This window comes from Rhizobacter sp., assembly GCA_021153565.1.
Taxonomy (GTDB): Bacteria; Pseudomonadota; Gammaproteobacteria; order Burkholderiales; family Burkholderiaceae_C; genus Albitalea.
Genome location: JAJKJU010000302.1, coordinates 1 through 26,004 on the forward strand (window position 1 = coordinate 1; position 26,004 = coordinate 26,004).

A 26,004-nucleotide genomic window follows, 5' to 3' on the forward strand; every position below is an offset into this window, starting at 1 on the left:
AAGCCCTGCCAAACTTGGCGTCCCCTAGGGGATTCGAACCCCTGTAATCACCGTGAAAGGGTGGTGTCCTAGGCCTCTAGACGAAGGGGACGTAATCCTTCAACTCTTGAACTGCGCGCCACCATTTTTGGTGGAGGTAAGCGGGATCGAACCGCTGACCTCTTGCATGCCATGCAAGCGCTCTCCCAGCTGAGCTATACCCCCATTTCTGTACAACTTGATGGGACGCGCTGTTCAATCGAGACTTCGATTATATACAGATATTCAGGGCCCATGCAAACGCGCGAGAATAAGTTCGCGAGGGAACAGTTCAAGCACAGCGTCGATCGATGGCGTCTGTGCACGACCGCACACCTTAACGCGAACGGCGTGAGCCAATTGCGGCATCTTAAGGCCGTGCGCGGCAATGGTTTCCCTGATCGCGGCGCTGATCGATGCCTTGGTCCATTCGGCCACGGCGAGCTTTTCGCGCAGGGTGTTCAATGCGGGCTTCACGACATCCGTTACATGGGCTGCGATGTCCGCTTCCTTGGGCTGCACATCTGCGAAATACATCGCGACCCAATCGGCAAGCTCGACGGTCGTCGAGCAACGGTCCTTGAAAAGCGGAACCAAACGCGCGACCTCGTCTTTGCTCGCGTTGATGTTGCTCCGTTTGAGATGCGTCGCCACGAGCGCGGCGAGCCGACCTTCGTCGATGGTCTTCAGATAATGCGCATTGACCCAGTTGAGCTTGGCGGCATCCCATTGCGCCGGGCTCTTGGACAGATGGCTGCCGTCGAACCAAGACACGAGTTGTTCGCGGGTAAAGAGTTCTTCATCGCCGTGGCTCCAACCGAGCCGCGCGAGGTAGTTGAGCATCGCCTCGGGCAGGAAGCCCGATTCTTCATAAGCCGTGACGCTCACCGCACCGCGGCGCTTCGACAGCTTCTGGCCGTCGTCGCCGAGGATCACTGGCACGTGACCGAAGAGCGGCAGTGGCGCACCCAGTGCGTTGAAGATGTTGATCTGCCATGGCGTGTTGTTGACGTGCTCATCGCCGCGGAAGACATGGCTGATGTTCATATCCCAATCATCGACGACTACTGCAAAGTTGTAAGTCGGCACACCATCGGCACGCATGATGATGAGGTCGTCGATCTCGCGGTTCGAGATGCTGATCGGGCCCTTGCACAGGTCGTCCCAGGTCACGATGCCGTCACGCGGGTTGCTGAATCGAATCACCGGTTCGAGGCCCGCAGGTGGCATGGGCAACACCTTGCCCGGTTCAGGACGCCAGCGTCCGTCGTAATGCGTTTTTTCGCCACGGGCCTTCTGTGCCTCGCGCATAGCGTCGAGCTCTTCGGGCGTGGTGTAGCAACGGTAGGCGCGGCCCTCCGCAATCATTCTGTCGACGACTTCGCGGTAGCGGTCGAGCCGCTGCATCTGGTAGATCGGACCTTCGTCGTAGTCGAGGCCCAGCCAGTGCATGGACGCGAGGATCTGATCCACCGAGGCTTGTGTCGACCGCGCCACATCGGTGTCTTCGATGCGTAGCACGAACTCGCCGCCATGATGGCGCGCGAAGGCCCAGGAGTACAAGGCAGTACGCGCCGTGCCCAGATGAAGAAAGCCGGTAGGCGAAGGCGCGATGCGGGTGCGAACTTTGCGAGTCATTTCAAAAGCTTCAGAGAGTGCCGAGGCCGCGGAGCAGATCGGCCTTCAAGTCATCGACGTCGTCCAGGCCCACCGCCACGCGAATCATGCCTTGCGTGATACCTGCTGCGTGACGCTGCTCTTCGGTGAGCCGGCCGTGCGAGGTGCTGGCGGGGTGGGTGATGGTTGTCTTGGTATCGCCGAGATTGGCGGTGATAGAGCAGATCTGTGTGCTATCGATGACGTGGAAAGCGTCTTTGCGCGCCTGTGCGGCATCGCCCTTGCTCTTCACTATGAAAGACAGCACCGCCCCACCGCTACCGCCTTGCTGCGCCATCGCGAGCTCATGTTGCGGATGTGACTTCAAGCCGGGGTAGTACACGCGTTCGATCGATGGCTGTTGCTCAAGCCAGGTCGCGAGCTTCATCGCAGCTTCGCTTTGCGCTCGCATGCGGATCGAGAGCGTTTCCAAGCCTTTCAACACGATCCATGCATTGAACGGCGACAGGCTCATGCCCGCGCTGCGCATCACGGGAACGAACTTCTCGTTGATGAGTTTCTCGCTGCCGCAAATCGCGCCTGCAATGACGCGACCTTGTCCGTCGAGGTATTTTGTGCCGGAATGGATGATGAAATCCGCCCCGTACTCAGCGGGCTTCTGCAGAGCTGGAGAACAGAAACAGTTGTCCACCGCCAACAATGCGCCCGCGGACTTGGCGATCTCAGACAATGCTCCGATGTCGCAAACCTCGGTCAGCGGATTCGTCGGAGATTCCGCGAACAGGAGCTTGGTGTTGGGCTTGATCGCACGGCGCCAGGCACCCACATCGGTCTGCGACACGAAGCCAGTCTCGACACCGAACTTCGCAAACTCGCGGCCCAGCAGCATGATGGTCGAGCCGAAAACGCTCTGCGAGCACACCACGTGGTCGCCTGCCTTCAGCAAGCCCATCGCGAGCAACAGAATCGCAGCCATGCCACTTGACGTCGCGATGCAGGCTTCCGTGCCTTCCATCGCCGCGAGACGACGCTCCATCATCATTACCGTCGGATTGGTGAACCGCGAATAGATAAAGGCTTCTTCCTCGTTCGCGAAGCGCGCCGCGGCAGTAGCCGCATCTGGCTGCACGAAACTTGACGTCATGAACAGCGCTTCGGAGTTCTCGCCCCATTGCGAACGCGGCAAGCCTTCGCGCACCGCAATAGTTGAAAGGCGCACGTCGTCCGGCAACTCCACACGCGAAATCTTCTTGTCCATCATCGCGGTCTATCTCCCTTCGTGCACGATGCCTTGCAGGGCTAGGCGCGAGCGGTCCGGAGCATCCTCCTCTTCGTTGCCCTGCGAACTGCGTTGCGTCGCGATCGCGTCGAAATCGGCGGCTGAGACATCGCCGGTGATATAGGTGCCATCGAAGCAAGACGCCTCAAAACCTGTGAGCCTTGGATTCAACTGGGCGACCACGCGTTTCATCGCGACGATGTCCTGGTAGATCAGGGCATCGGCGCCAATGAACTCGCGGATCTCTTCCGTCGTGCGGTTGTGCGCAATGAGTTCGACCTTGGTCGGCATGTCGATGCCGTAGACGTTCGGGAAGCGCACCGGAGGCGCGGCCGACGCCATGTAGACCTTGCGGGCGCCGGCATCCCGCGCCATTTGCACGATCTCTTTCGAGGTGGTGCCGCGGACGATTGAATCGTCGACCAGCAGCACGTTGCGCCCTTTGAACTCCACGCCGATGGCGTTGAGCTTCTGACGCACCGACTTTTTGCGAACACCCTGCCCCGGCATGATAAAGGTGCGACCCACGTAGCGGTTCTTTACGAAACCTTCGCGATAAGGTTTGCCGATCTTCTGGGCAAGCTGCATGGCTGACGGCCGGCTCGACTCCGGAATGGGAATCACAACGTCGATCTCGTTGGGCGGGATGGTAGAAATGAGCCGCTGCGCGAGGGTCTCGCCCATGTTCAAGCGCGCCTGATACACCGACACGCCATCCATGATGGAGTCGGGGCGTGCAAGGTACACGTACTCGAACATGCAGGGGTTGAGCGAGGGGTTGTCTGCGCACTGCTTGCTGTAGATGTTGCCTTCAAGGTCGACAAAAATCGCCTCGCCCGGCGCCACGTCGCGCACGAGCTTGTGGCCAGTTCCTTCGAGCGCCACCGATTCGCTGGCCACCATCACCTCGGCGCCACCGTCGGTACTCACAGCCTCTCCGAAGCACAGCGGGCGGATGCCGAATGGATCGCGGAAGGCCAGCAGGCCATGGCCCGCAATCAATGCCACCACTGCGTACGAGCCCTTGATGCGCTTGTCCACCGCGCTCACCGCCTTGAACATCGCGTCCGGCGACAAGGGCAGGTCGCGCGCCACCATTTCAAGTTCGTGCGCGAGGATGTTGATCAAGACCTCAGTGTCGCTCTCGGTGTTGATGTGGCGGCGGTCGACGTCGAACAACTCCTTCTTCAACGCATGCGCGTTGGTGAGGTTGCCGTTGTGCACCAGCACAATGCCGAAGGGCGCGTTCACGTAGAAGGGCTGCGCCTCTTCTTCGCTGTAGGCGTTGCCCGCCGTCGGATAACGCACCTGCCCCAGCCCCACCGTCCCCGGCAGGCCGCGCATGTTGCGGGTGCGGAACACATCGCGCACCATGCCGCGCGCCTTGTGCATGAAGCACTTGGTGCCGAGCATCGTTACGATGCCCGCCGCGTCCTGTCCGCGGTGCTGCAAGAGCAGCAGCGCGTCATAGATCAACTGATTGACTGGTGTCCTGGAAATCACCCCGACGATGCCACACATGAACTGCTCCAGACTTCAAACAAAGCGACGAGGCCACGGCCTCATCGCGGAAGATATTCTGCGACCTGATGCGGCAGCACCGGCTTGATGCCGTTAAGTGCGCCATGCAGCCAGACCGCCCCGCGCGAGGCCTGCCACGCGTTCGACTTTGCGAGCGACGTGAGCAAGACCACCGTCGTGATCGCGAGCATCACCACCAGCGCGCGCGCCATGCCAAAGGTGGCACCCAGTGCCCGGTCAAACACGCTCAGCGGCGTGGCTCGGATCAATGCGCGCAACAGCCTTGCAAGGATCGCCCAGATGATCAAGGCGGCAATGAACGCGCATGCGAACGCGACGGCCGGATTCAATGCCGAGCCCGCGCGAACGACGTGCACGTGCGTGGCCAATTCCGGCGACAGCCATTGCGCCGCGAAATAGGCGGCGAGCCATCCCGCAAGCGACAGGACTTCGAAGACGAAACCACGCAGCATGCCGACGATGATCGACAACACAAGAATGCCAATGAATACAAGGTCGACCCAGCCAATGTCGGTCATGGCTCGCACCTCATAAGGTCAGCACCACGGCCTGCGCGCCCGAGGCCTTGATTTTGCCCTGCGCCTTCTCGGCCTCTTCGCGGGTGGCAAACGGTCCCACGCGAACGCGAATGCGATGTCCTTGCGAGGTCTCTGCGACTTGGGCGTAGGTCTTCAGGCCCAATTTCTCGACCTTCAGACGCATCTCGTGCGCAGGGGCGTTTTCGGTGAAGGCGCCGACCTGCACGACAAAGCGGCCTTCCTTCTTCGCACTGTCCTTCTCGGCAGGCTTGCCTTCGCGCAGCGCCAGGGCGCGCTGGGCGTCGTCGGATCCTGCCGCCGGTTTGGATGCCGGCTTGGCAGCGGCCACGGCAGGTTTGGGTGCCAGTTCCACTGGTTCCGCTGGTTTCGCGGGCGTGGTCGCGGTGTGCGCGGTCGGCGATGGCGTTTTGATAGCAGGCGGCGGCACTTCGCGCCCGGCTTCGGCCTGCGTCTCGGACACGATGTCGGGCGCCGACGCAGGCGCTGCTTCCACTGGCGCAGTGGCCCCCGGTTTGGTTGGCTTGGCCGCCGGCATCACGAGAGGCGGTGCCGAGTCTTTGCGGGGAATTTCGATGGGAATGTCCACCGGAATCGGCCTCGGCTGAGTCTCGAACAGCAGCGGAAAGCCAATGACGCCGATCACCACCAGCACCGATGCACCAATCAGTCGGCGGCGGGCACGCGTACGAGCTTCCTGAACCGGATCGGTGTTCGTGTCGGCCGGTGGGGTGCTGCCCCTGTCACCGGACTTGCGCTTGAAGATGGACAACAGACCCATGCAGTCTTTTCAGGTGTGGCGAAGCGGCTCTTGGTTCCGCCTCGTCCAGTGCCCGCCGTCAGCGGCGGCTGAGGTCGATTCAGCCCACGTGTGTGGCGCTCAAGCGGGGCAGCCCTTCCTTCAGCACACCACCCACGGTGTAGAAGGAGCCAAAGACCACGATTCTATCAGCGGGGTCTGCCTGGGCCACGGCTGCTCGAAGTGCGGAAAAGGGATCCTCATGGCAGTGGGCAGTCACCTGGCCTGGTCCGCGAAGCGCGAGCGAGGCATGCAGCCCTTGCAAATCCTTGGCGGTCGCGGCGCGTGCAATCGGAAGATTGCAGAAATGCCACCTGTCGACGAGAGGGGCCATGCGCGTGAGAATGGCTTTCAGGTCCTTGTCCTGCATTGCACCGAAGACGGCGTGCGTGCGGGGATGAAATCCCATCTGGTCCAGGTTTTGTGCAAGCGCGGCGACCGCATGAGGGTTGTGAGCAACGTCAAGCACCAGCATCGGCTGGCCGGGCACGATCTGGAAACGGCCCGGAAGTTCGACGAGGGCCAGACCGTTGCGCGCCGCCTGCGCCGTGATCGGCACCTGTTCGCGAAGCGCCTCGAAGGCCGCGAGCACGCCGGATGCATTAAGTAGTTGATTCGCCCCGCGCAAGGCCGGGTACGCCATACCGCTAAAGCGCTTGCTGCGCCCCGCCCAAGCCCACTGCTGCTTGTCGCCGGAATAGTTGAAATCGCGCCCGATTTGCCAGAGGTCAGCGCCGATCTCCATCGCGCGTTCGAGCACGCTTTTCGGCGGCATGGGGTCGCTCACGATGACCGGCTTGCCTGTACGCATGATGCCGGCCTTCTCGCGCCCGATGGATTCGCGATCTGACCCTAGGTATTCGGCATGATCGACGTCAATGCTCGTGATGATTGCGCAATCGGTGTCAATTGCGTTCACCGCGTCCAGCCGTCCGCCGAGACCGACTTCGAGGATGACGAGGTCCAACGATGCCTGCGAGAGGAGGTGTGCGATCGCGAGCGTGGTGAATTCGAAATAGGTGAGGCTGAGGTCACCTCGAGCGGCTTCCACCACTTCGAAATGCGGAGTCAACTCCGCTGCAGATGCGCTCTCTCCATTGACGCGGCAGCGCTCTTCGAAATGCACGAAATGTGGCTTGATGTAGAGGCCGACGCGATATCCCGCTTGCAAGGCGATTGACTCCAGCATTGCGCAAGTCGAACCTTTGCCGTTGGTGCCCGCGACCGTGATCACCGGCACCTTGAACCTGAGGCCGAGCCGCTCCTTCATCTGAAGGGAGCGGTCCAGGGTCATGTCAATTTCTTTGGGATGCAGGTGTTCGCAACGCGCGAGCCACCCGTCGAGCGTGCTCGGCAGGTCGGTGTGAGGGGAAGGCATCCGCAGATGGTAAGCGGAAGCGAGCCTTCTTCATCCCAAAAAGGAGAGGCGGCCGAAGCCGCCTCGTTCTGCGAAAGTCTAGTTCTTATGCGACAGCGTCGGCACTTTGTCGCTGCAGCATCGCAATGCCGCGCGCGATGGTTGAGCGCAATTCGCGACGGTCCACGATCATGTCAATCGCGCCCGTTTGCAACAGGAACTCGGCACGCTGAAACCCTTCCGGCAGCTTCTCGCGAACGGTGTTCTCAATCACACGCGGCCCCGCAAAACCAATCAGCGCTTTCGGCTCGGCGATAACGATGTCACCCACGAATGCAAAGCTCGCCGACACACCACCCATGGTCGGATCAGTCAGCACGCTGATGTAGGGAAGTTTGGCTTTCGCCAGGCGCGTGAGCGCCGCGTTGGTCTTGGCCATCTGCATGAGACTCAGCAAGCCCTCCTGCATGCGCGCGCCGCCTGTAGCCGTGAAGCTGATGAAGGGTGTGCGCTGCTCAACGGCGGTCTCCACGCCGCGAACGAACCGCTCGCCGACCACCGATCCCATGGACCCGCCCATGAAATCAAATTCGAAACAGGCTGCGACGACGGGAATGGTGTGCACTGCACCGCCCATCACTACGAGCGCATCGGTCTCACCGGTATTCTCGAGGGCTTCTTTCAGGCGCTCGGGATAACGCTTGCTGTCTTTGAACTTGAGTGCGTCGACGGGCACCACTTCCTGGCCCAATTCAAAGCGGCCTTCGGGGTCAAGAAAAGTATCGAGCCGCGCACGCGCGCCGATGCGGTGATGATGGCTGCACTTGGGGCAGACGTTGAGGTTTTGTTCTAAGTCGCTCTTGTAGAGCACTGTTTCGCAGGACGGGCACTTGACCCACAAACCCTCCGGCACTGAGCGCCGTTCACTCGGGTCGGTTTGCTGGATCTTAGGCGGCAACAGTTTTTCGAGCCAGCTCATTTCTTTGTTCCTTCCAACGAATCGAGCGCAGTACGGATGTCTGAGATGAAGAGTCCGCCCGCTTTCGCGACATTGTCGCGTGACTGCACTTCGAGCAGCTGCACAATGGCCGTACCGATGACCACGGCATCGGACACCGCCACGACAGCCTTGGCCGTCTGCGCGTCGCGAATCCCGAAGCCGACACCCACCGGCATCTTCACATGCTGCTTGATGCGCGGAATCATTTCGGCGACCGCTCCGGTGTCGAGATGCCCCGCGCCTGTAACGCCCTTGAGCGAGACGTAGTACACGTATCCGCTGGCCACCCGGCCGACATCCTTCATGCGGCGCTCCGTCGAGGTCGGCGCGAGCAGGAAGATGGGATCAAGGCCTGCTTCACGAAGGGTGGCGGCGAAGCCTTCGCATTCCTCTGGCGGGTAATCTACTACAAGCACGCCGTCAACGCCGGCAACCTTCGCATCGGCCACGAAATGGTCAATGCCGTAGCGCTCGACCGGGTTCGCGTAGCCCATGAGCACGATCGGCGTCGCGTCGTTCTTGGCGCGAAAACCCCGCACGTAGTCGAGCACCTGCGACATGCCGATACCCTTGGCAAGGGCTCGCTCCGCCGCCCGCTGAATCACAGGACCATCAGCCATCGGGTCGGAAAAAGGCACGCCCAACTCGATGACATCGGCCCCCGCTTCGGCCATCGCCAGCATGATGTCGACGGTCGCGTCCGCGTACGGATCGCCGGCGGTGACGTAGGGGATGAGCGCCTTGCGACCCTTGGCGGCAAGCGCTTCGAAGACCTCGGCGATGCGGCTCATTTCGACACCTTCACGATGGTGTCCGAGCCCTTGACGCTTTGGCCTTGACAGGACGGTCGACAGAAGAACGATGCGTTCGACAAGTCGGCCACCGTTCCGATGTCCTTGTCGCCCCGACCCGAGAGATTCACGAGCAGATGCTGGTCAGGACTCATGGTCGGCGCCATCTTCAGTGCGTAAGCAACGGCATGGCTCGATTCGAGCGCAGGGATGATGCCTTCAGTACGGCACAGGCGGTGGAAGGCCGCGAGCGCATCGTCATCGGTGATGCCAACGTATTCGGCGCGGCCAATGTCCTTGAGGTAGGAGTGCTCCGGACCGACGCCCGGGTAATCGAGACCCGCGGAGATGGAATGTGTCTCGGTGATCTGGCCGTTCGCGTCTTGCAGCAAGTAAGTGCGGTTGCCATGGAGCACGCCCGGTGAACCTGCTGACAGCGAGGCTGCATGCTTGCCGGTATCGAGCCCCTGCCCCGCCGCTTCTACGCCGATCAATCGCGTGCCCTCGTGCTCGATGTACGGATAGAAGATTCCCATCGCATTGCTTCCACCGCCGACACATGCGATCACTGCATCGGGCTGCCTGCCAATCATCTCGGGCATCTGCACGAGACACTCGTCGCCGATCACCCGCTGAAAGTCGCGCACCATCATCGGATATGGGTGCGGCCCTGCGACCGTGCCGATGATGTAGAACGTGTTCTCGACATTGGTGACCCAATCGCGCAAGGCCTCGTTGAGGGCATCCTTCAGGGTTTTCGACCCACTCTCGACCGGCACCACGCGCGCACCCAGCAGATTCATGCGGTACACGTTGGGCGACTGGCGTTTCATGTCTTCGCTGCCCATGTACACCACACACTCCATGCCGTAGCGCGCGCAGACGGTAGCGGTGGCCACGCCATGCTGCCCCGCGCCGGTCTCGGCAATGACGCGCGGCTTACCCATGCGCCGCGCGAGCAGTGCCTGGCCGATGGTGTTGTTGACCTTGTGCGCGCCGGTGTGATTCAAATCTTCGCGCTTGAGGTAGATCTGCGCGCCGCCCAGTTCACGACTCAAGCGCGCCGCGTGATAAACAGGGCTCGGCCGGCCGACAAAATGAGCGAGTTCGGACTGGAATTCGGCGACGAACGTCGGGTCCCTCATCGCCTGGGTATAAGCATCCTTCAGTTCGTCGAGGGCATGGATCAGCGTCTCGGCAACGAAGGTGCCGCCATAGGGGCCGAAATGACCCCGTGCGTCGGGTTGCTGGTAATTCAACATGGGAAGAATCTTTCTTCAGGTGTTCGCTTCGATGGCGATGCGGGCATCTGCCTCTTGCACCGCCTTGCAGAACCGGCGAATCGCCGCGGCATCCTTGATGCCCTTGGCTGCTTCCACGCCGGAACTCACGTCAACGGCCCAGGGCCGCACCCGAAGAATTCCTTCGATCACATTTCCGGCATGCAACCCACCAGACAAAACGACTGGACGGGGCACGTTTCGAGGAATGAGAGACCAATCGAAGACCTTTCCGCCGCCGCCGTAGCCCTCGACATGGGCGTCGAGAAGAATGGCCTGGGCGTTGGGATACTGATTCACGAAGTCTATCAAATCGAAGCCTGCGGCCATTCGAGCGGCGCGCATGTAGGGACGGGCGACTGCATCGCAATCGGGCGCAGACTCGTCGCCGTGAAATTGGATGACCAACTGGGGGATCGCGTTGATCGCAGCTTGAATGTCGGAGGGGGGCGCATTGACGAAGAGCCCGACCGGTGTCACGAAGGGAGGCAATCGCTTCGCAAGCTCGGCAACCCGCTCGATAGCAATGTAGCGCGGGCTCTTTGCGTAGCAAACAAAACCAACGGCATCCGCACCCGCTTCGATGGCCGCATCGAGGTCGGGCTCGCGGGTGAGGCCGCAGATTTTGATGCGTGTTCGCTGGTTCATGATGGTGTCAAAAGACGTTTCAGGGTAGCCAGTCCATCGCGGGTGTGCGCTCGGGGATGGCGTGTCTGGCATCGTAGTACGGGCCAAGGAAGTAGAGCCCGTCAGGTGGGAACGTGGGTGCCGCCAAGCTGCGGTCGCGGGACGCCATCACCCCAGCAAGCCAAGCCGTGTCGCGTGCGCCATTGCCCACGGCCAGCAGGCAACCCATGATGTTTCGAACCATGTGGTGCAAGAAGGCGCTGGCTTCAAACTCAAACCGCCAATACGCACCGCGTCGTTCGACGGTGATGGATCGAAGATGCTTGACGGGAGACGCCGCTTGGCATTCGGAGGAACGGAAGGCACTGAAGTCGTGCTCGCCGATCAGAAGCGCCGCCGCGGCACGCAGGGTGTCCGCATCGAGAGAGCGAAAGCTCCATCCGACGACGCCCCACTCGATGGCTGGCCGGACCGGCGACTCCAGCACAAGATATGCGTACCGTCGCCCACGAGCGCTGTTGCGTGCATGGAAATCGTCCGCGACGGGCTGACACCACTGGACCGCGATGTCATAGGGCAGAAAGCGATTGGTCCCTCGCACCCACGAGAACGTGTCTCGCACGGCGTCCACATCGATGTGCACGACTTGGTTGAGGGCGTGAACGCCGGAGTCGGTCCGGCCAGCGCAAACGGTGGTCACTGGGCGATCCACGAACTTCGTGAGCGCGAACTCCAACTTATCCTGCACGGTGTTGCCGTCAGGTTGGCTCTGCCAGCCATAGTAAGCTTGGCCACGATAGCTGATGCCGAGGGCCAGCCTCACTCGCAGACCAGGCTCGAGCGAGGGGAGACTGGGCGGACCACCACCTCAGCCAGCGCCGAACCGCCTCAAGGTGGCTGAGCGCCTCCTTGGGGGGCAGAATCGCAGTGATGCAAAGGCCGTCGTCATCAGGAGAGTTCGTTCAGCATGCCCTGAGCCTTGGTCTTCAGGGTACCGCTGGCCTTGGCAACGACTTCCTGCAACAGGTCGCGTGCACCTTCCATGTCGCCGATCTGGCGGAACTCTTCGGCGAGTTCCAGCTTGCGGGCGAGAGGGTCGGCTCCATCGTCTGCGTCGTCGAAACTGATACTCGACAGATCATCCTGCGTTTCGCGGGCCGACATACCTGCAGGCGCTACAGCAGCATCAGGACTCAGGTCGAGCGAAATCGCCGAGAGGTCGAAGTCCATCGGGAATTCGCTCGATGCGGACGGTGCCTGCGTGGAGGACGACACCACCGGCAGGTCAGGTAGCGAGTCGAAGTCCAGCGAACCGCTGTCACCTGCAGGCTGATGCGGGCGGGGCATCGGCTTCGTGGCGACGAGTGGCGCCGGTGCCCTCACATGCTCGGCGGGCGTGTCGAGATCCAGGTCAAGATCGACGGAGCCGCTGTCCTGCGCCTCGCGATGCTGCAACCGGGCGTTAGCCGCCTCAAACATCGAGGGCGTCGGCAGGACTGACTGGGGCATGGTGCTCGCGCCTAGCGGCTCGGTCATGGGCAGGCCGCCTCCAGGGGTGCCACCAACCGGTGCACCTCCCGGTTGATAGAGCGCGTTCTCGTGATCTATCTGCTGGCCGAGTTCCTGCGCCTTGGCCCAATCCTCACCCTCGCCGCGGGTCAGCGCGAACAGCTGCGTGGCCAGGAGCTCGAAGCCCTTGGTGTCGCGGCGCTTGGCATATACCTCAAGTAGCTTGGTGCGGATGGCAAGGCGCTCGGGATTGCTACGCATCGCCTCCTTGAGGATTTCCTCGGCCTGGAGATCGCGGCCGTAGGCTAGGTACACGTCGGCCTCGGCCACAGGATCCACGTCGCCAATGGCGTCGAGCTGGCTCAGCGAATAGCTCATCGACGACGAAGCACCACCGGCATCACGGGTGTCGATGCGCTGCCCCCCGCTCGCGCCGAAGAAGGAATCGGGTTGTAAACGGCTTTCGAGGAACGAGGTCTCACCGCTGTCCTTTTTGGACCGGCGAGTGAACCGATAAATGCCGAATATGGCGAGCAATGCAACGACGGCAGCGCCGATACCCAATGCCCAGGGATTCTCGTCGAGCATCGAGACGAGTGCGCTCGGCTCTTCGACCGGCGGAACCGCCGGCTTGGCAGGCGAGGGCTTGGGTGCAGGCACCGGGGCCGCCGCGACGACAGGCGCGGAGGCATCTGCCGCGACGGTTTGGCTCGCGGCCTCTGCCGGCTTGCTTGCGGCGGCCACGACGGGTTCGGGTGCCGACGCGGGCGCAACCACAGGAGCCGAAGCCGAAGCTGATGCAGGCGGCGGCGGTGCGACGGGCATCGGGAGTGCGACTGCCGGCTTGGTCGGGGCGGCAGCGGTGGTCGTCGGAGCCGGCTCTGGCGCTGGCGCGGCAGGCGTCTTCGCCGGTGGCAAGGACGCGGCGCCGGACAGTTTCTTAAGCTCCTCGACGTTCTTGGACAGTTCGGCCACGCGCGAGGCAGTGTCCTTCTTTTCGCGTTCCTTCGAGAGCTTCTCTTCCGGTGCGGATGCCTTGCCGCCCTTGCTCAGCGTGAGCTTGTCGGGCGTGGTGACCGCGGCCTGCTTGCGGTCTTCAACATTGGTCTGGACCTTGCCGCCGGCTTGTCTCGACGAGCCTTCGCCCTTCGCCTCGGGGACGGTAGCGGCCAGCTTTTGCCGATAGGCACCGAAGTCGGCGCTCTGCGCCTGGATGACTTCTCGGGCTTCTGCAGGAGTCACCGCCAAGGCGGTGTCAGCGCTGGGCACGTTCAACACGACGCCCGAACGCAGGCGGTTCATATTGTTTTCGACGAAGGCTTGCGGGTTGGCTCGGTAAAGCGACACCAGCATCTGGTCAAGCGAAACGCCCTGGCGCTGCACACGCCCGGCGATTTTCGACAAGGTGTCGCCGGCGCGAACGCGATACTCGTCGCCCGCCGGACCCGGCTTGACGGCGGCCTCGGCATCGGAGGTAGTGGGCGGTACTTGCGCCGCAGCGTTCGGACGCGCCGGGCGACGCTCGCCCCGTGCGGGAGCTGTCGGTGCTACGTCCGGTGCAGCAAGAGAAGGCGACGGCGGAGTCAAAGTCGGCGCCTGCGTAATGACGGGGGCAGTGGCCGGCGGAGGTGCAGCGGCCTGGTTACGCGTGGGCGGATCGAAAAGCAGCGTGTACTCGCGCACGAGTCGCCCGGTCGACCAGTTGATCTCGAGAATCACATCAACAAAGGGCTCTTGTACCGCCCGGTCACTCGTGAGGCGCAGATAGGGCCTGCCATCGGCGCGGTGGGCCAGCGTGGCCGTGGTTCCCGGAAGCACCGGGTTGTAGTCGACACCGGCAGTGCGATACGCCTCGGGTGTCGCGACGCGCACGCGGAGGTTGGACGCCTCTTCGGGCGTCATGCTTGTGATGTCGATCTCGGCGCGAAGCGATTCGCCCAGTGCCGACTGCACCGCCAATCGCCCAAGACCAAGCGCCCAGGCATCGGGCGCAGCGGTCATCCACAGAGCGGCCGCGGCCACTCCGGTCAAGGCGAAGCGCCCGGTGTACAGCGAAGTTCGTTTCAAGGCGTCTCCCAACACTCGATCATGCAAATGCCCTTCGGCATCGCCGTTTCGCCCCTCAGCAAGCTACTCATGCAAAGGTCGGCAAAATTTCAACAAATCACAATATCATCAAGAAGATACGGTGACAAGCTAATGCAATTACTGGCATTAACTGACATGGCATCCCCGTGACCGATTCCAGACATCTTGTCGCAGCATGGCAACGGGAGAGATCCAATTGCCATGCCCATTCATCTGTTCATCACGCCTCCAGCAGTATGCGCAGCATACGGCGCAGGGGTTCAGCGGCACCCCACAGCAGTTGGTCGCCGATGGTGAACGCACCCAGGTATTCGGAGCCCATCGCCATTTTGCGCAGCCGGCCCACAGGGATCGCCAGAGTACCGGTGACGGCCACGGGCGTCAGGCCCCGCAAGGTGGCATCGCGGGTATTCGGCACCACCTTCACCCACTCGTTGTCGGCGGCGATCATGGCCTCTATGTCGGCCAGCGGAACGTCCTTCTTCAGCTTGAAGGTCAGAGCCTGACTGTGGCAGCGCATCGCGCCCACGCGCACGCAGAAGCCGTCAACCGGAACCGTGGCACTGCCGAAAGCATCGCCCTGCCCGAGGATCTTGTTGGTCTCGGCCTGACCCTTCCATTCTTCACGGCTCATGCCATCGCCGAGGTCCTTGTCGATCCAAGGGATAAGGCTACCGCCCAGCGGCACGCCGAAGTTGGCGGTCTCAGCCTCTGTGAGGGCCTTCTGCTTGGCGAGCAGCTTGCGGTCAATCTCGAGGATGGCACTCTTCGGGTCGGCCAACAGGTCACGCACCTCAGCGTGGAGTGTGCCGAATTGCGTCAACAACTCGCGCATGTGCTGTGCGCCGCCGCCGGACGCGGCCTGGTAGGTCTGTGTGCTCATCCACTCGACGAGACCAGCCTTGTACAGCGCACCCACACCCATCAGCATGCAACTCACTGTGCAGTTGCCACCGATCCAGTTCCGGCCGCCCTTGGCGAGGGCATTCTTGATGACCGGAAGATTGATCGGATCGAGGACGATGATTGCGTCGTCCTTCATTCGCAGCGTGGACGCCGCGTCGATCCAGTGACCCGTCCAGCCCGCTGCTCGCAGCTTCGCGAAAACGTCGGTCGTGTAGTCGCCGCCCTGACAGGTAATGACGATGTCGCAGCGCTTGAGCGCCTCGATGTCGTGTGCGTGCTTCAGGGTCGATTCGTTCTTGGCAAAGTCGGGTGCCTTGCCGCCTGCGGCGCTGGTGCTGAAAAACACCGGCTCGATGAGGGCGAAGTCACCCTCCGCCTGCATTCGCTCCATCAGCACAGAACCGACCATTCCGCGCCATCCAACCAAACCTACGACTCTCATCTCAGTGCCCTTTCGAGTTTCAGGAAACCTCTCCGCCTCTCCGGCTCGAATCGCCGCAGAGGTAGGGGCGAGACGATCCGAAGCTTGCTAGCTCTTGGTAATGGTTTTGGCGAATTTGCCAACGAGGGTCGCAACGACCGCGTCACCCATCTCGCGGGTACCAACACGGATCGTGCCTTCGGACCAGATGTCGCCCGTGCGCAGACCCGACCCAAGCACATGCTTGACGGCCGCCTCGATACGGTCGGCAGCTTCGGGTTGGGCGAGGGAGTAGCGGAGCATCATGGCAGCTGACAGTATTGTAGCCAGAGGGTTTGCAATCCCTTTACCGGCGATGTCCGGGGCGCTGCCGTGACTGGGTTCGTACAGACCCTTGTTGTTAACGTCGAGCGACGCCGAGGGCAGCATGCCGATAGATCCGGTGAGCATCGCCGCCTCATCGGACAAGATGTCGCCAAACATGTTGCCCGTGACAAGCACGTCGAACCTCTTAGGCGCCTTGACTAGCTGCATGGCCGCGTTATCGACGTACATATGGTCAAGTTCGACGTCAGGGTATTGACCATGGATTTCGGTGACGATGTCCTTCCAAAACTGGAAAGTCTCAAGCACGTTGGCCTTGTCCACGCTTGTCACGCGCTTGCCACGCTTGCGGGCGGCCTGGAATGCGACGTGGGCGATGCGTTCGATCTCGGGACGCGAATAGCGCATGGTGTCGAAGGCCTCCGTCTGACCTTCGAAGGCACCGTCGGGTGAAAGGCGACGGCCACGAGGCTGGCCGAAGTAGATGTCGCCGGTGAGCTCACGAATAATGAGGATGTCCAGGCCCGCCACCAATTCGGGCTTCAGGCTAGATGCGTGCTTCAGCTCGTCGTAGCAGATGGCCGGGCGAAAGTTGGCGAACAACTGCAGGCTCTTTCGCAACCCCAGGATGGCTTGTTCCGGACGCAGAGATCGCTCCAGCTTGTCGAACTTCCAGTCGCCGACCGCGCCGAACAGTACCGCATCCGCGTCCTTCGCCAGCTTCAAGGTCGACTCCGGCAGCGGATGGCCGTGCGCCTCATAGGCCGCACCGCCGACCAGCGCCTCTTCCATCTCGAACGGCAGGTCCAGTACCTTCAAGACCTTGACGGCCTCTGCCACGATTTCCGTCCCGATGCCGTCACCCGGCAGCACTGCAATCTTCACGAATCAATTCCTTTTCTTGGTGATCGATAGGCGCTCGACCAGCACCTGCTCGCACAGCTTGAAGAACACGTACAGAGCGGCAGCCATGTAGCCCGAAAAAAATGATCCCGATCATCTGCATCAGAGAAGTTCAGCATCAACCAGCCGAACGACACGAAGCTCACGCCCATCAGGATGATGGCCAGCCATCAGCGCCTAAAGGGGGAAGGCGCAGAGGGGCTGTACACAGTCAGTCGTCTCAGATGCCATGGGCGAGCCACGGCTTCTTGAGCAGACGCTCGGCTTCGAACGCCTTGATCTTATCGGCGTGGCGCAGGGTAAGCGCTATGTCGTCAAAGCCATTGAGCAGGCAGTACTTGCGGAAGCCCTCGACGTCGAAGGACACCGCCGTGCCGTCCGGCTTCAGGACGACTTGGCGCTCAAGGTCGACGGTAAGCTCATAGCCGACGAACGCCGCCACCTCGTTGAACAGCTTCGCCACTTCATGCTCGGGCAGCACTATTGGCAGCAACCCGTTCTTGAAACAGTTGTTGAAGAAGATATCGGCATAGCTCGGGGCGATGATGGCGCGAAAGCCGAACTGGTCGAGCGCCCATGGCGCATGCTCCCGTGAGGACCCGCAGCCGAAATTCTTGCGCGCGAGTAGTACCGATGCGCCTTTGTAGCGCAGCTGGTTCAGTACAAAGTCGGGGTTGGGCTTGCGCGACGCCTGGTCTTGCCCCGGAAAACCTGGATCGAGATAGCGCCACTCATCGAACAGGTTCGGGCCGAAGCCCGACTTCTTGATCGACTTCAGGAACTGCTTCGGGATGATCGCGTCGGTGTCGACGTTTTCACGGTCCATGGGGGCGACGAGCCCCTTGTGAATGCGAAACGGTTGCATGGCTTACTTCTTCCTGGCAGCGTCTTCGATCGACTCACCGGCTTTCTTGATGTCCTTGCCAAGCCCGTCAATGGTGTTGCAGGCGGTGAAGACGAACAATTCTGCGGCGACGAGCAACAGGTTCTTCAACGTTTTTCCCTTCCAGTTCCTAGCATGTTTCCTTGGCGTGACCAGTCTCAGAGGCTGAGAGTTTTTCGAGCGTGTCCGAGCAGCGCGTCAAAAGGCACCTGATCCAGGCGCAAAGCACAGCCATGGCCCGGGCTATGGCGAGCATTTGCAACGACGAGCAGGGGTCTTTTGGCGTGATGAGCGGGCATGATCGAAATACTCTCAGCCTCTCAGCCAATCCGGCGCACGTCGACGAAGTGACCTTCGATCGCTGCCGCCGCCGCCATGGCAGGGCTCACGAGGTGAGTACGGCCACCCGCCCCTTGCCTGCCTTCGAAATTACGGTTCGAGGTTGACGCGCAACGCTCGCCCGGCTCCAGCCGGTCGGCGTTCATGGCAAGGCACATCGAGCAGCCAGGCTCGCGCCATTCGAAGCCTGCGGCCTTGAAGATGAGGTCGAGACCTTCGCGCTCGGCCTGCTCCTTCACCAGACCGGAGCCTGGCACCACCATCGCAAGCTTCACGTTCGATGCGATCTTGCCACCCAGGCGCCGCACGACCGCTGCAGCCTCGCGCATGTCTTCGATGCGCGAGTTGGTACAAGACCCAATGAACACCTTGTCGATCAAAATGTCAGAGATAGGCTTGTTGGGTTCCAACGCCATGTAGGTGAGCGCACGTTCCATGGCGCTGCGCTTGTTCGGGTCCTTCTCGCGGTCGGGGTCCGGCACGCGGTCTTCGATTGAAAGCACCATTTCAGGCGAGGTGCCCCACGTGACTTGCGGCCGGATGGTCAAGGCATCGAGTTCAACGACAGCGTCCCAGTGCGCGTCGGCATCGGAGCGCAGCGTGCGCCAGTAGTCGAGCGCATGCTGAAGCTCGACGCCCTTGGGCGAGAACGGCCGACCTTGCACATAAGCCAGCGTTGTCTCGTCCACGCCGATCAAGCCGGCACGCGCACCGGCCTCGATTGCCATGTTGCACACTGTCATGCGGCTTTCCATGCTCAGCCCGCGAATGGCCGAACCAGCAAATTCGATGGTGTAGCCCGTGCCGCCGGCGGTGCCGATCTTGCCGATGACAGCCAACACGATGTCTTTCGCGCCGCAGCCGCGCGGCACCTGACCCTCGACACGCACCAGCATGTTCTTGGCCTTCTTGGCGAGCAGTGTCTGCGTCGCCAGCACATGCTCGACCTCGCTGGTGCCAATGCCATGCGCCAATGCGCCGAAGGCGCCATGCGTGGAGGTGTGCGAGTCGCCGCAGACCACCGTCATTCCCGGCAGCGTGGCGCCCTGCTCCGGCCCGATCACGTGAACGATGCCCTGGCGCTTGTCGTTCATCTTGAACTGCGTGATCCCGAAGCGGTCGCAGTTCGAATCGAGGGTGTCGACCTGCAACCGCGAGATGGGGTCGGCAATGCCATGCGATCGGTCGGTGGTGGGGACGTTGTGGTCGCTGACGGCAAGGTTGGCGGAGATGCGCCAGACCTTGCGCCCGGCCAGATCCAGACCTTCGAAGGCCTGCGGGCTCGTCACCTCATGGACCAGGTGGCGGTCAATGTAGAGGACGGCGGTCCCGTCTTCTTCGGTATGGACGACATGCTCGTCCCAGATCTTGTCGTACAGCGTGCGGCCCATGGTCTCTTGGCGGTGACTGAGGTGAACCTGCGATTTTAGGCACTTACCCGAATCCGCACCTGGCGCTTCCCGTTAATAGATGCGCAGCCGTCAAATGCAAGCACTTGGTGGAGGACTCAAAAAAGGCCCCTGGACGCGCTGCCAGGGGCTTGTTCGCGCAAACCCCAAATCAACGCCTTTCGATGGGCACCAAATCGCGCTTGGGTGCGCCGTTGTAGAGCTGGCGCGGACGGCCAATCTTGTACTCGGGGTCGCCGATCATTTCGTTCAACTGGGCGATCCAGCCGACCGTGCGTGCGAGCGCGAAAATTGCCGTGAACAGCGACACCGGAATGCCAATCGCACGTTGCACGATGCCGGAGTAGAAGTCGACGTTCGGGTAGAGCTTGCGGGCGACGAAGTATTCGTCTTCCAACGCAATCTTCTCGAGCTCCATTGCGAGCTTCAGGATCGGGTCGTTGGTCTTCCCCAACGCTGCCAGCACCTCGTGGCAGGTTTCGCGCATCAGCTTGGCGCGGGGGTCGTAGTTCTTGTAGACCCGGTGGCCAAAGCCCATCAGCTTGACGTTGGAGTTCTTGTCCTTCACCTGTTTGATGAAGTCGCCGATCTTCTCGACGCCGCCCATCTTCTGCACGTCTTCGAGCATGTTCAGCGCCGCCTCGTTGGCACCACCGTGTGCAGGACCCCACAGGCAGGCCACGCCGGCCGCAATGGCCGCGAATGGGTTGGTGCCGGACGAGCCGCACAGGCGCACCGTCGAGGTCGACGCGTTCTGCTCGTGGTCGGCATGCAGGATGAAGATGCGATCCATCGCGCGCACCAGCACGTCGTTGGGCACGTATTCCTCGCACGGCGTCGCGAACATCATGCGCATGAAATTCGAAGAGTACGACAGGTCATTCTTCGGATAGATGAAGGGCTGGCCGATGCCGTACTTGTAGGCCATCGCCACCAGCGTCGGCATCTTCGCGATCAGGCGGATCGCCGAGATGTCGCGGTGCTGCGGGTTATTGATATCGGTGCTGTCGTGATAGAAGGCCGACAGGGCGCCCACAAGGCCGGTCATGACCGCCATCGGGTGCGCGTCGCGGCGGAACCCGCGCAGGAAGAACTGCATCTGCTCATTGACCATGGTGTGGTTGGTCACGAGCTTGGTGAAGTCCTGCTTTTGCGTCGCGTCGGGGAGTTCGCCCTTGAGCAGCAGGTAGCAGGTTTCGAGGAAGTCGCAGTTGGTGGCGAGTTGCTCGATGGGGTAGCCGCGATAGAGCAGTTCGCCCTTGTCGCCGTCGATGTAGGTGATCTTCGACTGGCAGGCGGCGGTCGACAAAAAGCCCGGGTCATAGGTGAACTTGCCGGTTTGCGCATACAGCTTGCGAATGTCGATGACGTCCGGCCCGATGGAGCCTTTGTAGATCGGCAAATCCATGCTGGGGCTGCCGTCGGAGAACGCGAGGGTGGCTTTCACATCTGACGGGATCATGGTCATTCCTTATTGCAAAATTTTGGAGAGAGTTCGCTTTTGTCTCGGTGTGCTATCTGGAGCACTCTACTGCGGCACGCGCATCATTCGAAGTACCTGCGCCACGTCATGGCGCACCATATCGCCTTCGAGCTCCTTGCGGCAGAGAAGCAAATCCAGAAGGTCGTTGTCGGAGAGGTCCATCAAGGCCTCGACGCCGGTTGCCTGTTCGACAGTCAAGGTGTCAGCGTGCCTCGCGAAGAATCGCTCGATGAACAGGTCGTTCTCGAGCAAACCGCGCCGGCAGCGCCAGCGCAGCTTGGAGAGAGCCCGTTCGTCAATGCGAGTCTGCATGGTGGCTGGCAGAAGGCTGAACAGGTGCTGCGCGGTCAAACCGCGCGGCGCACCATCAACTCCTTGATCTTGCCGATGGCCTTGGTGGGGTTCAGTCCCTTGGGGCAGACATCGACGCAGTTCATGATGGTGTGGCAGCGGAACAGGCGGTACGGATCTTCGAGATTGTCGAGACGTTCACCCGTGGCCTGGTCGCGGCTGTCCGCGATGAAGCGATAGGCCTGCAGCAAGCCGGCTGGCCCCACGAACTTGTCCGGATTCCACCAGAAGCTCGGGCAGCTCGTCGAGCAGCTCGCGCACAAGATGCACTCGTACAGGCCGTTCAACTCATCGCGCTCTTCGGGCGACTGCAAGCGCTCCTTCTCGGGCGGCATTTCGTCGTTGATCAGGTAAGGCTTGATCGAGTTGTACTGCTTGAAGAACTGCGTCATGTCAACGATCAGGTCGCGGATGATGGGCAGGCCGGGTAGCGGCTTCAGTACCACGACCCCCGGAAGCGTGCGCATGTTGGTCAAGCACGCCAGACCGTTCTTGCCGTTGATGTTCATCGCATCCGAACCGCAAACGCCTTCGCGGCAGGAACGGCGGAAACTCAGCGACGGGTCGACAGCCTTCAGCTTCATCAGCGCATCGAGCAGCATGCGTTCGCTGCCGTCGAGATCGACCTCGATGGTCTGCATGCGCGGCTTGGCGTCAGTATCGGGGTCGTATCGGTAGATCTGAAATACGCGCTTGGTCATTTGAATCTTTCGTGTCCCAACGATCAGAAGGAACGAACCTTAGGAGGAATCGACTCCACCGTCAGCGGCTGGAGGTTCACAGGCTTGTAGTCGAGACGGTTGCCGTCGCGGTACCACAAGGTGTGCTTCATCCACACCTTGTCGTTGCGGCCGTTCGGAAACTCCGGGCTGTCGGCGTAGTCATCTACCGTATGTGCGCCGCGGCTTTCGTGGCGTGCAGCAGCCGAGATCATCGTAGCCAGGGCCACTTCGATGAGGTTGTCGACTTCGAACGCTTCGACGCGCGCCGTGTTGAAGACCTTGGACTTATCGGCGAGATGGATGTTCTTCACGCGCTCCGCAATCGCCTTGATCTGCTGGACGCCTTCGTCCATCTTGGCCTGCGTGCGGAACACGCTGGCATGCGCTTGCATGCTCTTGCGGATGTCGTTGGCGACGTCCTGCGAGTACTCGCCGCTGGTGCTGTTGTCGAGGCGCGCGACACGCGAGAGCGTGTAGTCTGCCGCATCCTTCGGCAATTCCTTGTGTGACTTGGTTTTGAGCGCCGTGTCGACGATATGGTTGCCGGCCGCGCGGCCGAATACCAGAAGGTCGAGCAGCGAATTGGTGCCAAGGCGGTTCGCGCCGTGCACGCTCACGCAAGCGCATTCACCGACGGCGTACAAGCCGTTGATCACGGCATTCGGATTGCCACCCTTCGGCACAACCACCTGGCCGTGAATATTGGTGGGAATCCCGCCCATCTGGTAGTGAATCGTCGGCACGACCGGGATCGGTTCCTTGGTGATGTCGACGTTGGCGAAGTTGTGGCCGATCTCGAAAACTGAGGGCAACCGCTTCATGATGGTCTCGGCGCCCAGGTGCGTCATATCGAGCACGACGTAGTCCTTGTTGGGCCCGCAGCCGCGGCCTTCCTTGATTTCCTGGTCCATGCAGCGCGACACGAAGTCTCGCGGCGCCAGATCTTTCAAGGTCGGTGCGTAACGCTCCATGAAGCGCTCGCCATTGCTGTTGCGCAGGATCGCACCTTCGCCGCGGCACCCTTCGGTGAGCAGCACGCCCGCGCCGGCCACGCCGGTCGGGTGGAACTGCCAGAACTCCATGTCTTCGAGTGGAATCCCGGCACGCGCTGCCATGCCCAGGCCGTCGCCCGTGTTGATGAAGGCGTTGGTCGACGCAGCAAAGATACGCCCTGCCCCGCCGGTGGCGAGCAGCACGGTTTTGCCTTCAAGGATGTGCACGTCGCCGGTTTCCATTTCCAGCGCGGTCACGCCGACACAATCGCCTTCGGCATCACGGATCAGGTCCAGCGCCATCCACTCGACGAAGAACTGCGTGCGGGCCTTGACGTTTTGCTGGTACAGGGTGTGCAGCATCGCGTGGCCAGTGCGGTCGGCTGCTGCGCAGGCGCGCTGCACGGGCTTTTCGCCGTAGTTGGCCGTGTGGCCGCCGAAGGGACGCTGGTAGATCGTGCCGTCCGGGTTGCGATCGAAGGGCATGCCGAAGTGCTCGAGCTCGTACACGACCTTGGGCGCTTCACGGCACATGAATTCGATCGCGTCCTGGTCGCCGAGCCAGTCGGAGCCCTTCACGGTGTCGAAGAAGTGGTAGTGCCAGTTGTCTTCGCTCATGTTGCCGAGCGAGGCACCGATGCCGCCTTGCGCAGCCACGGTATGCGAGCGGGTCGGGAAGACCTTGGTGAGCACCGCCACGCTCAAGCCCGCCCGGGCGAGCTGCAGGGAGGCGCGCATGCCGGAGCCGCCGGCGCCGACGATGACCACATCGAACTTGCGTTTTGAAATCGAAGCGGCCACGTTCACAGTCTCCACAAAACTTGAATTGCCCAGCCGGCACAGCCGACGAGCCATACGATGGTGAATACCTGCAGCAGCAGGCGCGCACCGACCGGCTTCACATAGTCCATCCACACGTCGCGCATGCCGACCCAGGCGTGGTAGCCGAGGGCCACGATGATCACGAGCGTCAGAACCCGCATCCACTGCGGGTTGAAGATGCCCGCCCACTTGTCGTAACCGACGATCTGGATGTAGTTGCCGGCGGCATCTTTCAGACGTTCGCCGTTGTTGTCTCTGGCATAGGACGGCAGCAGCACCTGCACGATCAGCACCAGCGTGAACAGGGCCATCAGTGCGGCCGTGATGCGTTGCGAGAGCCAGTCACGCAGGCCGTAGTGGGCGCCGACGACGACGCGTTGGGAACCGTAGTTTTTTTCAGCCATGGTCGTCGCTCAGAAGAAGAACAGCTTCACGCCGAGCGCGATCGTGAGGATCACGCTGACACCGATGGTGAAGACGGCGGACTGGCGGCCGAACTCGAGTCCGACCGCATGGGTCGCGTCCATCCACAGATGGCGCAGACCGGCAATGAGATGGTGCAAGTACGACCAGATCAGTGCGAGCGCAATGAGCTTGATGAACCAGCCAGGGAGGAACCATGCACCGGCGATGAACACGCTGGTGAACCGGCTATAGGTGATTTCGGACGTAAGACTGGCGTCGAAGAGCCAGACGATGAAGGGAAGCAGGAAGAACATCAACATGCCGCTTCCCCGATGGAGGATGGAAACGATTGCGGCTAGCGGGTATTTGTATCCGGTGATTGCGTCGGTCAGACGCATGGTCCCAGGACGTTGTCTTGTCGTTGTCTCTGCCATAGCAGCCTTGTAATCGGATGAAACCCGCGGATTTTATTGCAATGCAGCGATCGGTTTCGTGGTCAACCGCAATTGACTTTCGTCAGGTTCAGCTCAGTTCATTCCTGTAGTGATGCGCCGCGGTGTTGTACAAGCCTCGGCGCAATTCCACGGGCTTGTCGTCATAGGTGAGTGACAGGCGCTCCACGCTCAAGAGCGGCGCACCCATCGCGATGCCCAGCAACTGCGCCGCGGCTTCGTCCGCAGCGACGGCGCGAATCTTTTCTTCTGCGCGAATCATGCGCACGCCGAATTCGGTTTCGAACAGACCATACATCGGCCCGCGGTATTCGCTCAGCTTTTCTGCCGTTAGCCCTTTGAACAACTGGCCCGGCAACCAAATGTCGTCGAGGACCACGGGCGAGCCGCGAAACGACAGAACGCGGCGCACCTGCACCACCGTATCACCGGACTTGAGGTTTAAAGCGCGCGCAATGTCCGACGGTGCGCGCAACCGGCGGCAGTCGATAAAGCGGCGTTGCGCGCCTGCCGCGTCGCCGCCGTCGGGGGTTAGGCGAAGGAATCGGAACTGCACATTCTGCTCGGCGTGCGTGGCGACGAAAGTGCCCTTGCCTTGCCGGCGCACCAGCAGATTTTCAGTGGCGAGTTCATCGATGGCCTTGCGCACCGTTCCCTGGCTCACCTTGAAGCGCGACGCGAGCTCGATTTCGCTAGGAATGGCTTCGCCGGGTTTCCATTCGGCTGCCTGCAGGCTGCGCACGATGAGCGTCTTGATCTGCTGGTACAGCGGGCTGAACGCGGGCGCGTCGAGATCGGCCTGGCGCGCGAGCGCAGCGGGATTCGACGAGGGCGGCGAGGCAACCATACCCGGATTGCAGCACAGCCGGCGGCCTGCCGTCCACCAAAGTTGACTGATGTCTTATATAAGACATCAGAGCGTTGCCAGAGTCCAGGTTCACCCTTAGACTTCGCGCCAAATCGAGGTACGTCTGGCCTACACTTCCGCTCTCAGAGGCTGAGAGTTTTTCGAGCGTGTCCGAGCAGCGCGTCAAAGGGCACCTGATCCAGGCGCAAAGCACAGCCATAGCCCGGGCTATGGCGAGCATTTGCAACGACGAGCAGGAGTCTTTTGGCGTGATGAGCGGGCATGATCGAAATACTCTCAGC

General features: G+C 61.5%; 24 protein-coding genes and 2 tRNA genes. All 26 read right to left on the reverse strand.

What is annotated here, in order from left to right:
* Window positions 1-15: 15 nt before the first annotated feature.
* Window positions 16-91, reverse strand: a tRNA-Glu gene (locus AC30NL_RS18885).
* A 37-nt stretch (window positions 92-128) separates the two neighbouring features.
* Window positions 129-204 (reverse strand) — tRNA-Ala (locus tag AC30NL_RS18890).
* A 60-nt stretch (window positions 205-264) separates the two neighbouring features.
* Complete coding sequence (gene gltX / locus AC30NL_RS18895) at window positions 265-1,656, reverse strand: glutamate--tRNA ligase (RefSeq protein WP_489465530.1); 1,392 nt, start codon at window positions 1,654-1,656, stop codon at window positions 265-267.
* A 10-nt stretch (window positions 1,657-1,666) separates the two neighbouring features.
* On the reverse strand, window positions 1,667-2,896 hold the full coding sequence (locus tag AC30NL_RS18900) for an O-succinylhomoserine sulfhydrylase (RefSeq protein ID WP_489465531.1): 1,230 nt from the start codon (window positions 2,894-2,896) through the stop codon (window positions 1,667-1,669).
* A gap of 6 nt (window positions 2,897-2,902) precedes the next feature.
* Complete coding sequence (gene purF, locus AC30NL_RS18905; protein ID WP_489465532.1) at window positions 2,903-4,435, reverse strand: amidophosphoribosyltransferase; 1,533 nt, start codon at window positions 4,433-4,435, stop codon at window positions 2,903-2,905.
* Window positions 4,436-4,476: 41 nt separating this feature from the next.
* On the reverse strand, window positions 4,477-4,974 hold the full coding sequence (locus AC30NL_RS18910; protein ID WP_489465533.1) for a CvpA family protein: 498 nt from the start codon (window positions 4,972-4,974) through the stop codon (window positions 4,477-4,479).
* Window positions 4,975-4,984: 10 nt separating this feature from the next.
* Window positions 4,985-5,773, reverse strand: coding sequence for an SPOR domain-containing protein (locus AC30NL_RS18915; RefSeq protein ID WP_489465534.1), 789 nt, complete (start codon window positions 5,771-5,773; stop codon window positions 4,985-4,987).
* Window positions 5,774-5,852: 79 nt separating this feature from the next.
* Window positions 5,853-7,169 (reverse strand): bifunctional tetrahydrofolate synthase/dihydrofolate synthase, encoded by a 1,317-nt coding sequence (folC, locus tag AC30NL_RS18920; RefSeq protein WP_489465535.1) that lies wholly within the window; start codon window positions 7,167-7,169, stop codon window positions 5,853-5,855.
* A gap of 85 nt (window positions 7,170-7,254) precedes the next feature.
* Complete coding sequence (gene accD / locus AC30NL_RS18925; protein WP_489465536.1) at window positions 7,255-8,127, reverse strand: acetyl-CoA carboxylase, carboxyltransferase subunit beta; 873 nt, start codon at window positions 8,125-8,127, stop codon at window positions 7,255-7,257.
* Window positions 8,124-8,939 carry a tryptophan synthase subunit alpha gene (trpA, locus tag AC30NL_RS18930; RefSeq protein ID WP_489465537.1) on the reverse strand — a complete coding sequence of 272 codons (816 nt, stop codon included), beginning with the start codon at window positions 8,937-8,939 and terminating at the stop codon, window positions 8,124-8,126. The genes accD and trpA overlap by 4 nt, the downstream gene beginning before the upstream one ends.
* Entirely contained in the window at window positions 8,936-10,201 is a 1,266-nt protein-coding gene (gene trpB / locus AC30NL_RS18935; protein WP_489465538.1) for a tryptophan synthase subunit beta, read from the reverse strand. The genes trpA and trpB overlap by 4 nt, the downstream gene beginning before the upstream one ends.
* A gap of 15 nt (window positions 10,202-10,216) precedes the next feature.
* Window positions 10,217-10,867, reverse strand: coding sequence for a phosphoribosylanthranilate isomerase (locus AC30NL_RS18940; RefSeq protein ID WP_489465539.1), 651 nt, complete (start codon window positions 10,865-10,867; stop codon window positions 10,217-10,219).
* Between the two features lie 19 nt (window positions 10,868-10,886).
* On the reverse strand, window positions 10,887-11,669 hold the full coding sequence (gene truA, locus AC30NL_RS18945; protein WP_489465540.1) for a tRNA pseudouridine(38-40) synthase TruA: 783 nt from the start codon (window positions 11,667-11,669) through the stop codon (window positions 10,887-10,889).
* Between the two features lie 125 nt (window positions 11,670-11,794).
* A complete protein-coding gene (locus AC30NL_RS18950) occupies window positions 11,795-14,422 on the reverse strand; it encodes a motility hub landmark protein FimV (RefSeq protein ID WP_489465541.1) in 2,628 nt (875 codons plus the stop codon).
* A 241-nt stretch (window positions 14,423-14,663) separates the two neighbouring features.
* Complete coding sequence (gene asd / locus AC30NL_RS18955) at window positions 14,664-15,791, reverse strand: aspartate-semialdehyde dehydrogenase (RefSeq protein WP_489465542.1); 1,128 nt, start codon at window positions 15,789-15,791, stop codon at window positions 14,664-14,666.
* An 87-nt stretch (window positions 15,792-15,878) separates the two neighbouring features.
* Complete coding sequence (leuB, locus tag AC30NL_RS18960) at window positions 15,879-16,979, reverse strand: 3-isopropylmalate dehydrogenase (protein ID WP_489465543.1); 1,101 nt, start codon at window positions 16,977-16,979, stop codon at window positions 15,879-15,881.
* Between the two features lie 238 nt (window positions 16,980-17,217).
* The gene (gene leuD / locus AC30NL_RS18965; RefSeq protein ID WP_489465544.1) at window positions 17,218-17,862 is read right to left on the reverse strand and encodes a 3-isopropylmalate dehydratase small subunit; all 645 of its coding nucleotides are present in this window, start codon (window positions 17,860-17,862) and stop codon (window positions 17,218-17,220) included.
* 3 nt (window positions 17,863-17,865) lie between these two features.
* Entirely contained in the window at window positions 17,866-17,991 is a 126-nt protein-coding gene (locus AC30NL_RS18970) for an entericidin A/B family lipoprotein (RefSeq protein ID WP_489465545.1), read from the reverse strand.
* Between the two features lie 209 nt (window positions 17,992-18,200).
* A complete protein-coding gene (leuC, locus tag AC30NL_RS18975; protein ID WP_489465546.1) occupies window positions 18,201-19,610 on the reverse strand; it encodes a 3-isopropylmalate dehydratase large subunit in 1,410 nt (469 codons plus the stop codon).
* 169 nt (window positions 19,611-19,779) lie between these two features.
* Entirely contained in the window at window positions 19,780-21,090 is a 1,311-nt protein-coding gene (gene gltA, locus AC30NL_RS18980; protein WP_489465547.1) for a citrate synthase, read from the reverse strand.
* 66 nt (window positions 21,091-21,156) lie between these two features.
* Window positions 21,157-21,423 carry an FAD assembly factor SdhE gene (locus tag AC30NL_RS18985; protein ID WP_489465548.1) on the reverse strand — a complete coding sequence of 89 codons (267 nt, stop codon included), beginning with the start codon at window positions 21,421-21,423 and terminating at the stop codon, window positions 21,157-21,159.
* 35 nt (window positions 21,424-21,458) lie between these two features.
* Window positions 21,459-22,163 carry a succinate dehydrogenase iron-sulfur subunit gene (locus AC30NL_RS18990; RefSeq protein WP_489465549.1) on the reverse strand — a complete coding sequence of 235 codons (705 nt, stop codon included), beginning with the start codon at window positions 22,161-22,163 and terminating at the stop codon, window positions 21,459-21,461.
* A gap of 23 nt (window positions 22,164-22,186) precedes the next feature.
* Window positions 22,187-23,914, reverse strand: a complete 1,728-nt coding sequence (sdhA, locus tag AC30NL_RS18995) for a succinate dehydrogenase flavoprotein subunit (protein WP_489465553.1) — start codon at window positions 23,912-23,914, stop codon at window positions 22,187-22,189.
* Window positions 23,915-23,979: 65 nt separating this feature from the next.
* Window positions 23,980-24,402, reverse strand: a complete 423-nt coding sequence (sdhD, locus tag AC30NL_RS19000; RefSeq protein WP_489465550.1) for a succinate dehydrogenase, hydrophobic membrane anchor protein — start codon at window positions 24,400-24,402, stop codon at window positions 23,980-23,982.
* Window positions 24,403-24,411: 9 nt separating this feature from the next.
* Window positions 24,412-24,801: a succinate dehydrogenase, cytochrome b556 subunit gene (sdhC, locus tag AC30NL_RS19005; protein ID WP_489465551.1), complete on the reverse strand. Its 390-nt coding sequence runs from the start codon at window positions 24,799-24,801 to the stop codon at window positions 24,412-24,414.
* Between the two features lie 124 nt (window positions 24,802-24,925).
* Complete coding sequence (locus tag AC30NL_RS19010) at window positions 24,926-25,702, reverse strand: GntR family transcriptional regulator (RefSeq protein WP_489465552.1); 777 nt, start codon at window positions 25,700-25,702, stop codon at window positions 24,926-24,928.
* Window positions 25,703-26,004 lie beyond the last annotated feature (302 nt).

Bases quoted from the DNA above. Each gene is read 5' to 3' on its own strand.
- gltX (WP_489465530.1), bottom strand. From the start codon at position 1,656: ATGACTCGCAAAGTTCGCACCCGCATCGCGCCTTCGCCTACCGGCTTT.
- AC30NL_RS18900 (WP_489465531.1), bottom strand. From the start codon at position 2,896: ATGATGGACAAGAAGATTTCGCGTGTGGAGTTGCCGGACGACGTGCGC.
- purF (WP_489465532.1), bottom strand. From the start codon at position 4,435: ATGTGTGGCATCGTCGGGGTGATTTCCAGGACACCAGTCAATCAGTTG.
- AC30NL_RS18910 (WP_489465533.1), bottom strand. From the start codon at position 4,974: ATGACCGACATTGGCTGGGTCGACCTTGTATTCATTGGCATTCTTGTG.
- AC30NL_RS18915 (WP_489465534.1), bottom strand. From the start codon at position 5,773: ATGGGTCTGTTGTCCATCTTCAAGCGCAAGTCCGGTGACAGGGGCAGC.
- folC (WP_489465535.1), bottom strand. From the start codon at position 7,169: ATGCCTTCCCCTCACACCGACCTGCCGAGCACGCTCGACGGGTGGCTC.
- accD (WP_489465536.1), bottom strand. From the start codon at position 8,127: ATGAGCTGGCTCGAAAAACTGTTGCCGCCTAAGATCCAGCAAACCGAC.
- trpA (WP_489465537.1), bottom strand. From the start codon at position 8,939: ATGAGCCGCATCGCCGAGGTCTTCGAAGCGCTTGCCGCCAAGGGTCGC.
- trpB (WP_489465538.1), bottom strand. From the start codon at position 10,201: ATGTTGAATTACCAGCAACCCGACGCACGGGGTCATTTCGGCCCCTAT.
- AC30NL_RS18940 (WP_489465539.1), bottom strand. From the start codon at position 10,867: ATGAACCAGCGAACACGCATCAAAATCTGCGGCCTCACCCGCGAGCCC.
- asd (WP_489465542.1), bottom strand. From the start codon at position 15,791: ATGAGAGTCGTAGGTTTGGTTGGATGGCGCGGAATGGTCGGTTCTGTG.
- leuD (WP_489465544.1), bottom strand. From the start codon at position 17,862: ATGCAACCGTTTCGCATTCACAAGGGGCTCGTCGCCCCCATGGACCGT.
- leuC (WP_489465546.1), bottom strand. From the start codon at position 19,610: ATGGGCCGCACGCTGTACGACAAGATCTGGGACGAGCATGTCGTCCAT.
- gltA (WP_489465547.1), bottom strand. From the start codon at position 21,090: ATGATCCCGTCAGATGTGAAAGCCACCCTCGCGTTCTCCGACGGCAGC.
- AC30NL_RS18985 (WP_489465548.1), bottom strand. From the start codon at position 21,423: ATGCAGACTCGCATTGACGAACGGGCTCTCTCCAAGCTGCGCTGGCGC.
- AC30NL_RS18990 (WP_489465549.1), bottom strand. From the start codon at position 22,163: ATGACCAAGCGCGTATTTCAGATCTACCGATACGACCCCGATACTGAC.
- sdhA (WP_489465553.1), bottom strand. From the start codon at position 23,914: ATGCGCGCCTCCCTGCAGCTCGCCCGGGCGGGCTTGAGCGTGGCGGTG.
- sdhD (WP_489465550.1), bottom strand. From the start codon at position 24,402: ATGGCTGAAAAAAACTACGGTTCCCAACGCGTCGTCGTCGGCGCCCAC.
- sdhC (WP_489465551.1), bottom strand. From the start codon at position 24,801: ATGCGTCTGACCGACGCAATCACCGGATACAAATACCCGCTAGCCGCA.
- AC30NL_RS19010 (WP_489465552.1), bottom strand. From the start codon at position 25,702: ATGGTTGCCTCGCCGCCCTCGTCGAATCCCGCTGCGCTCGCGCGCCAG.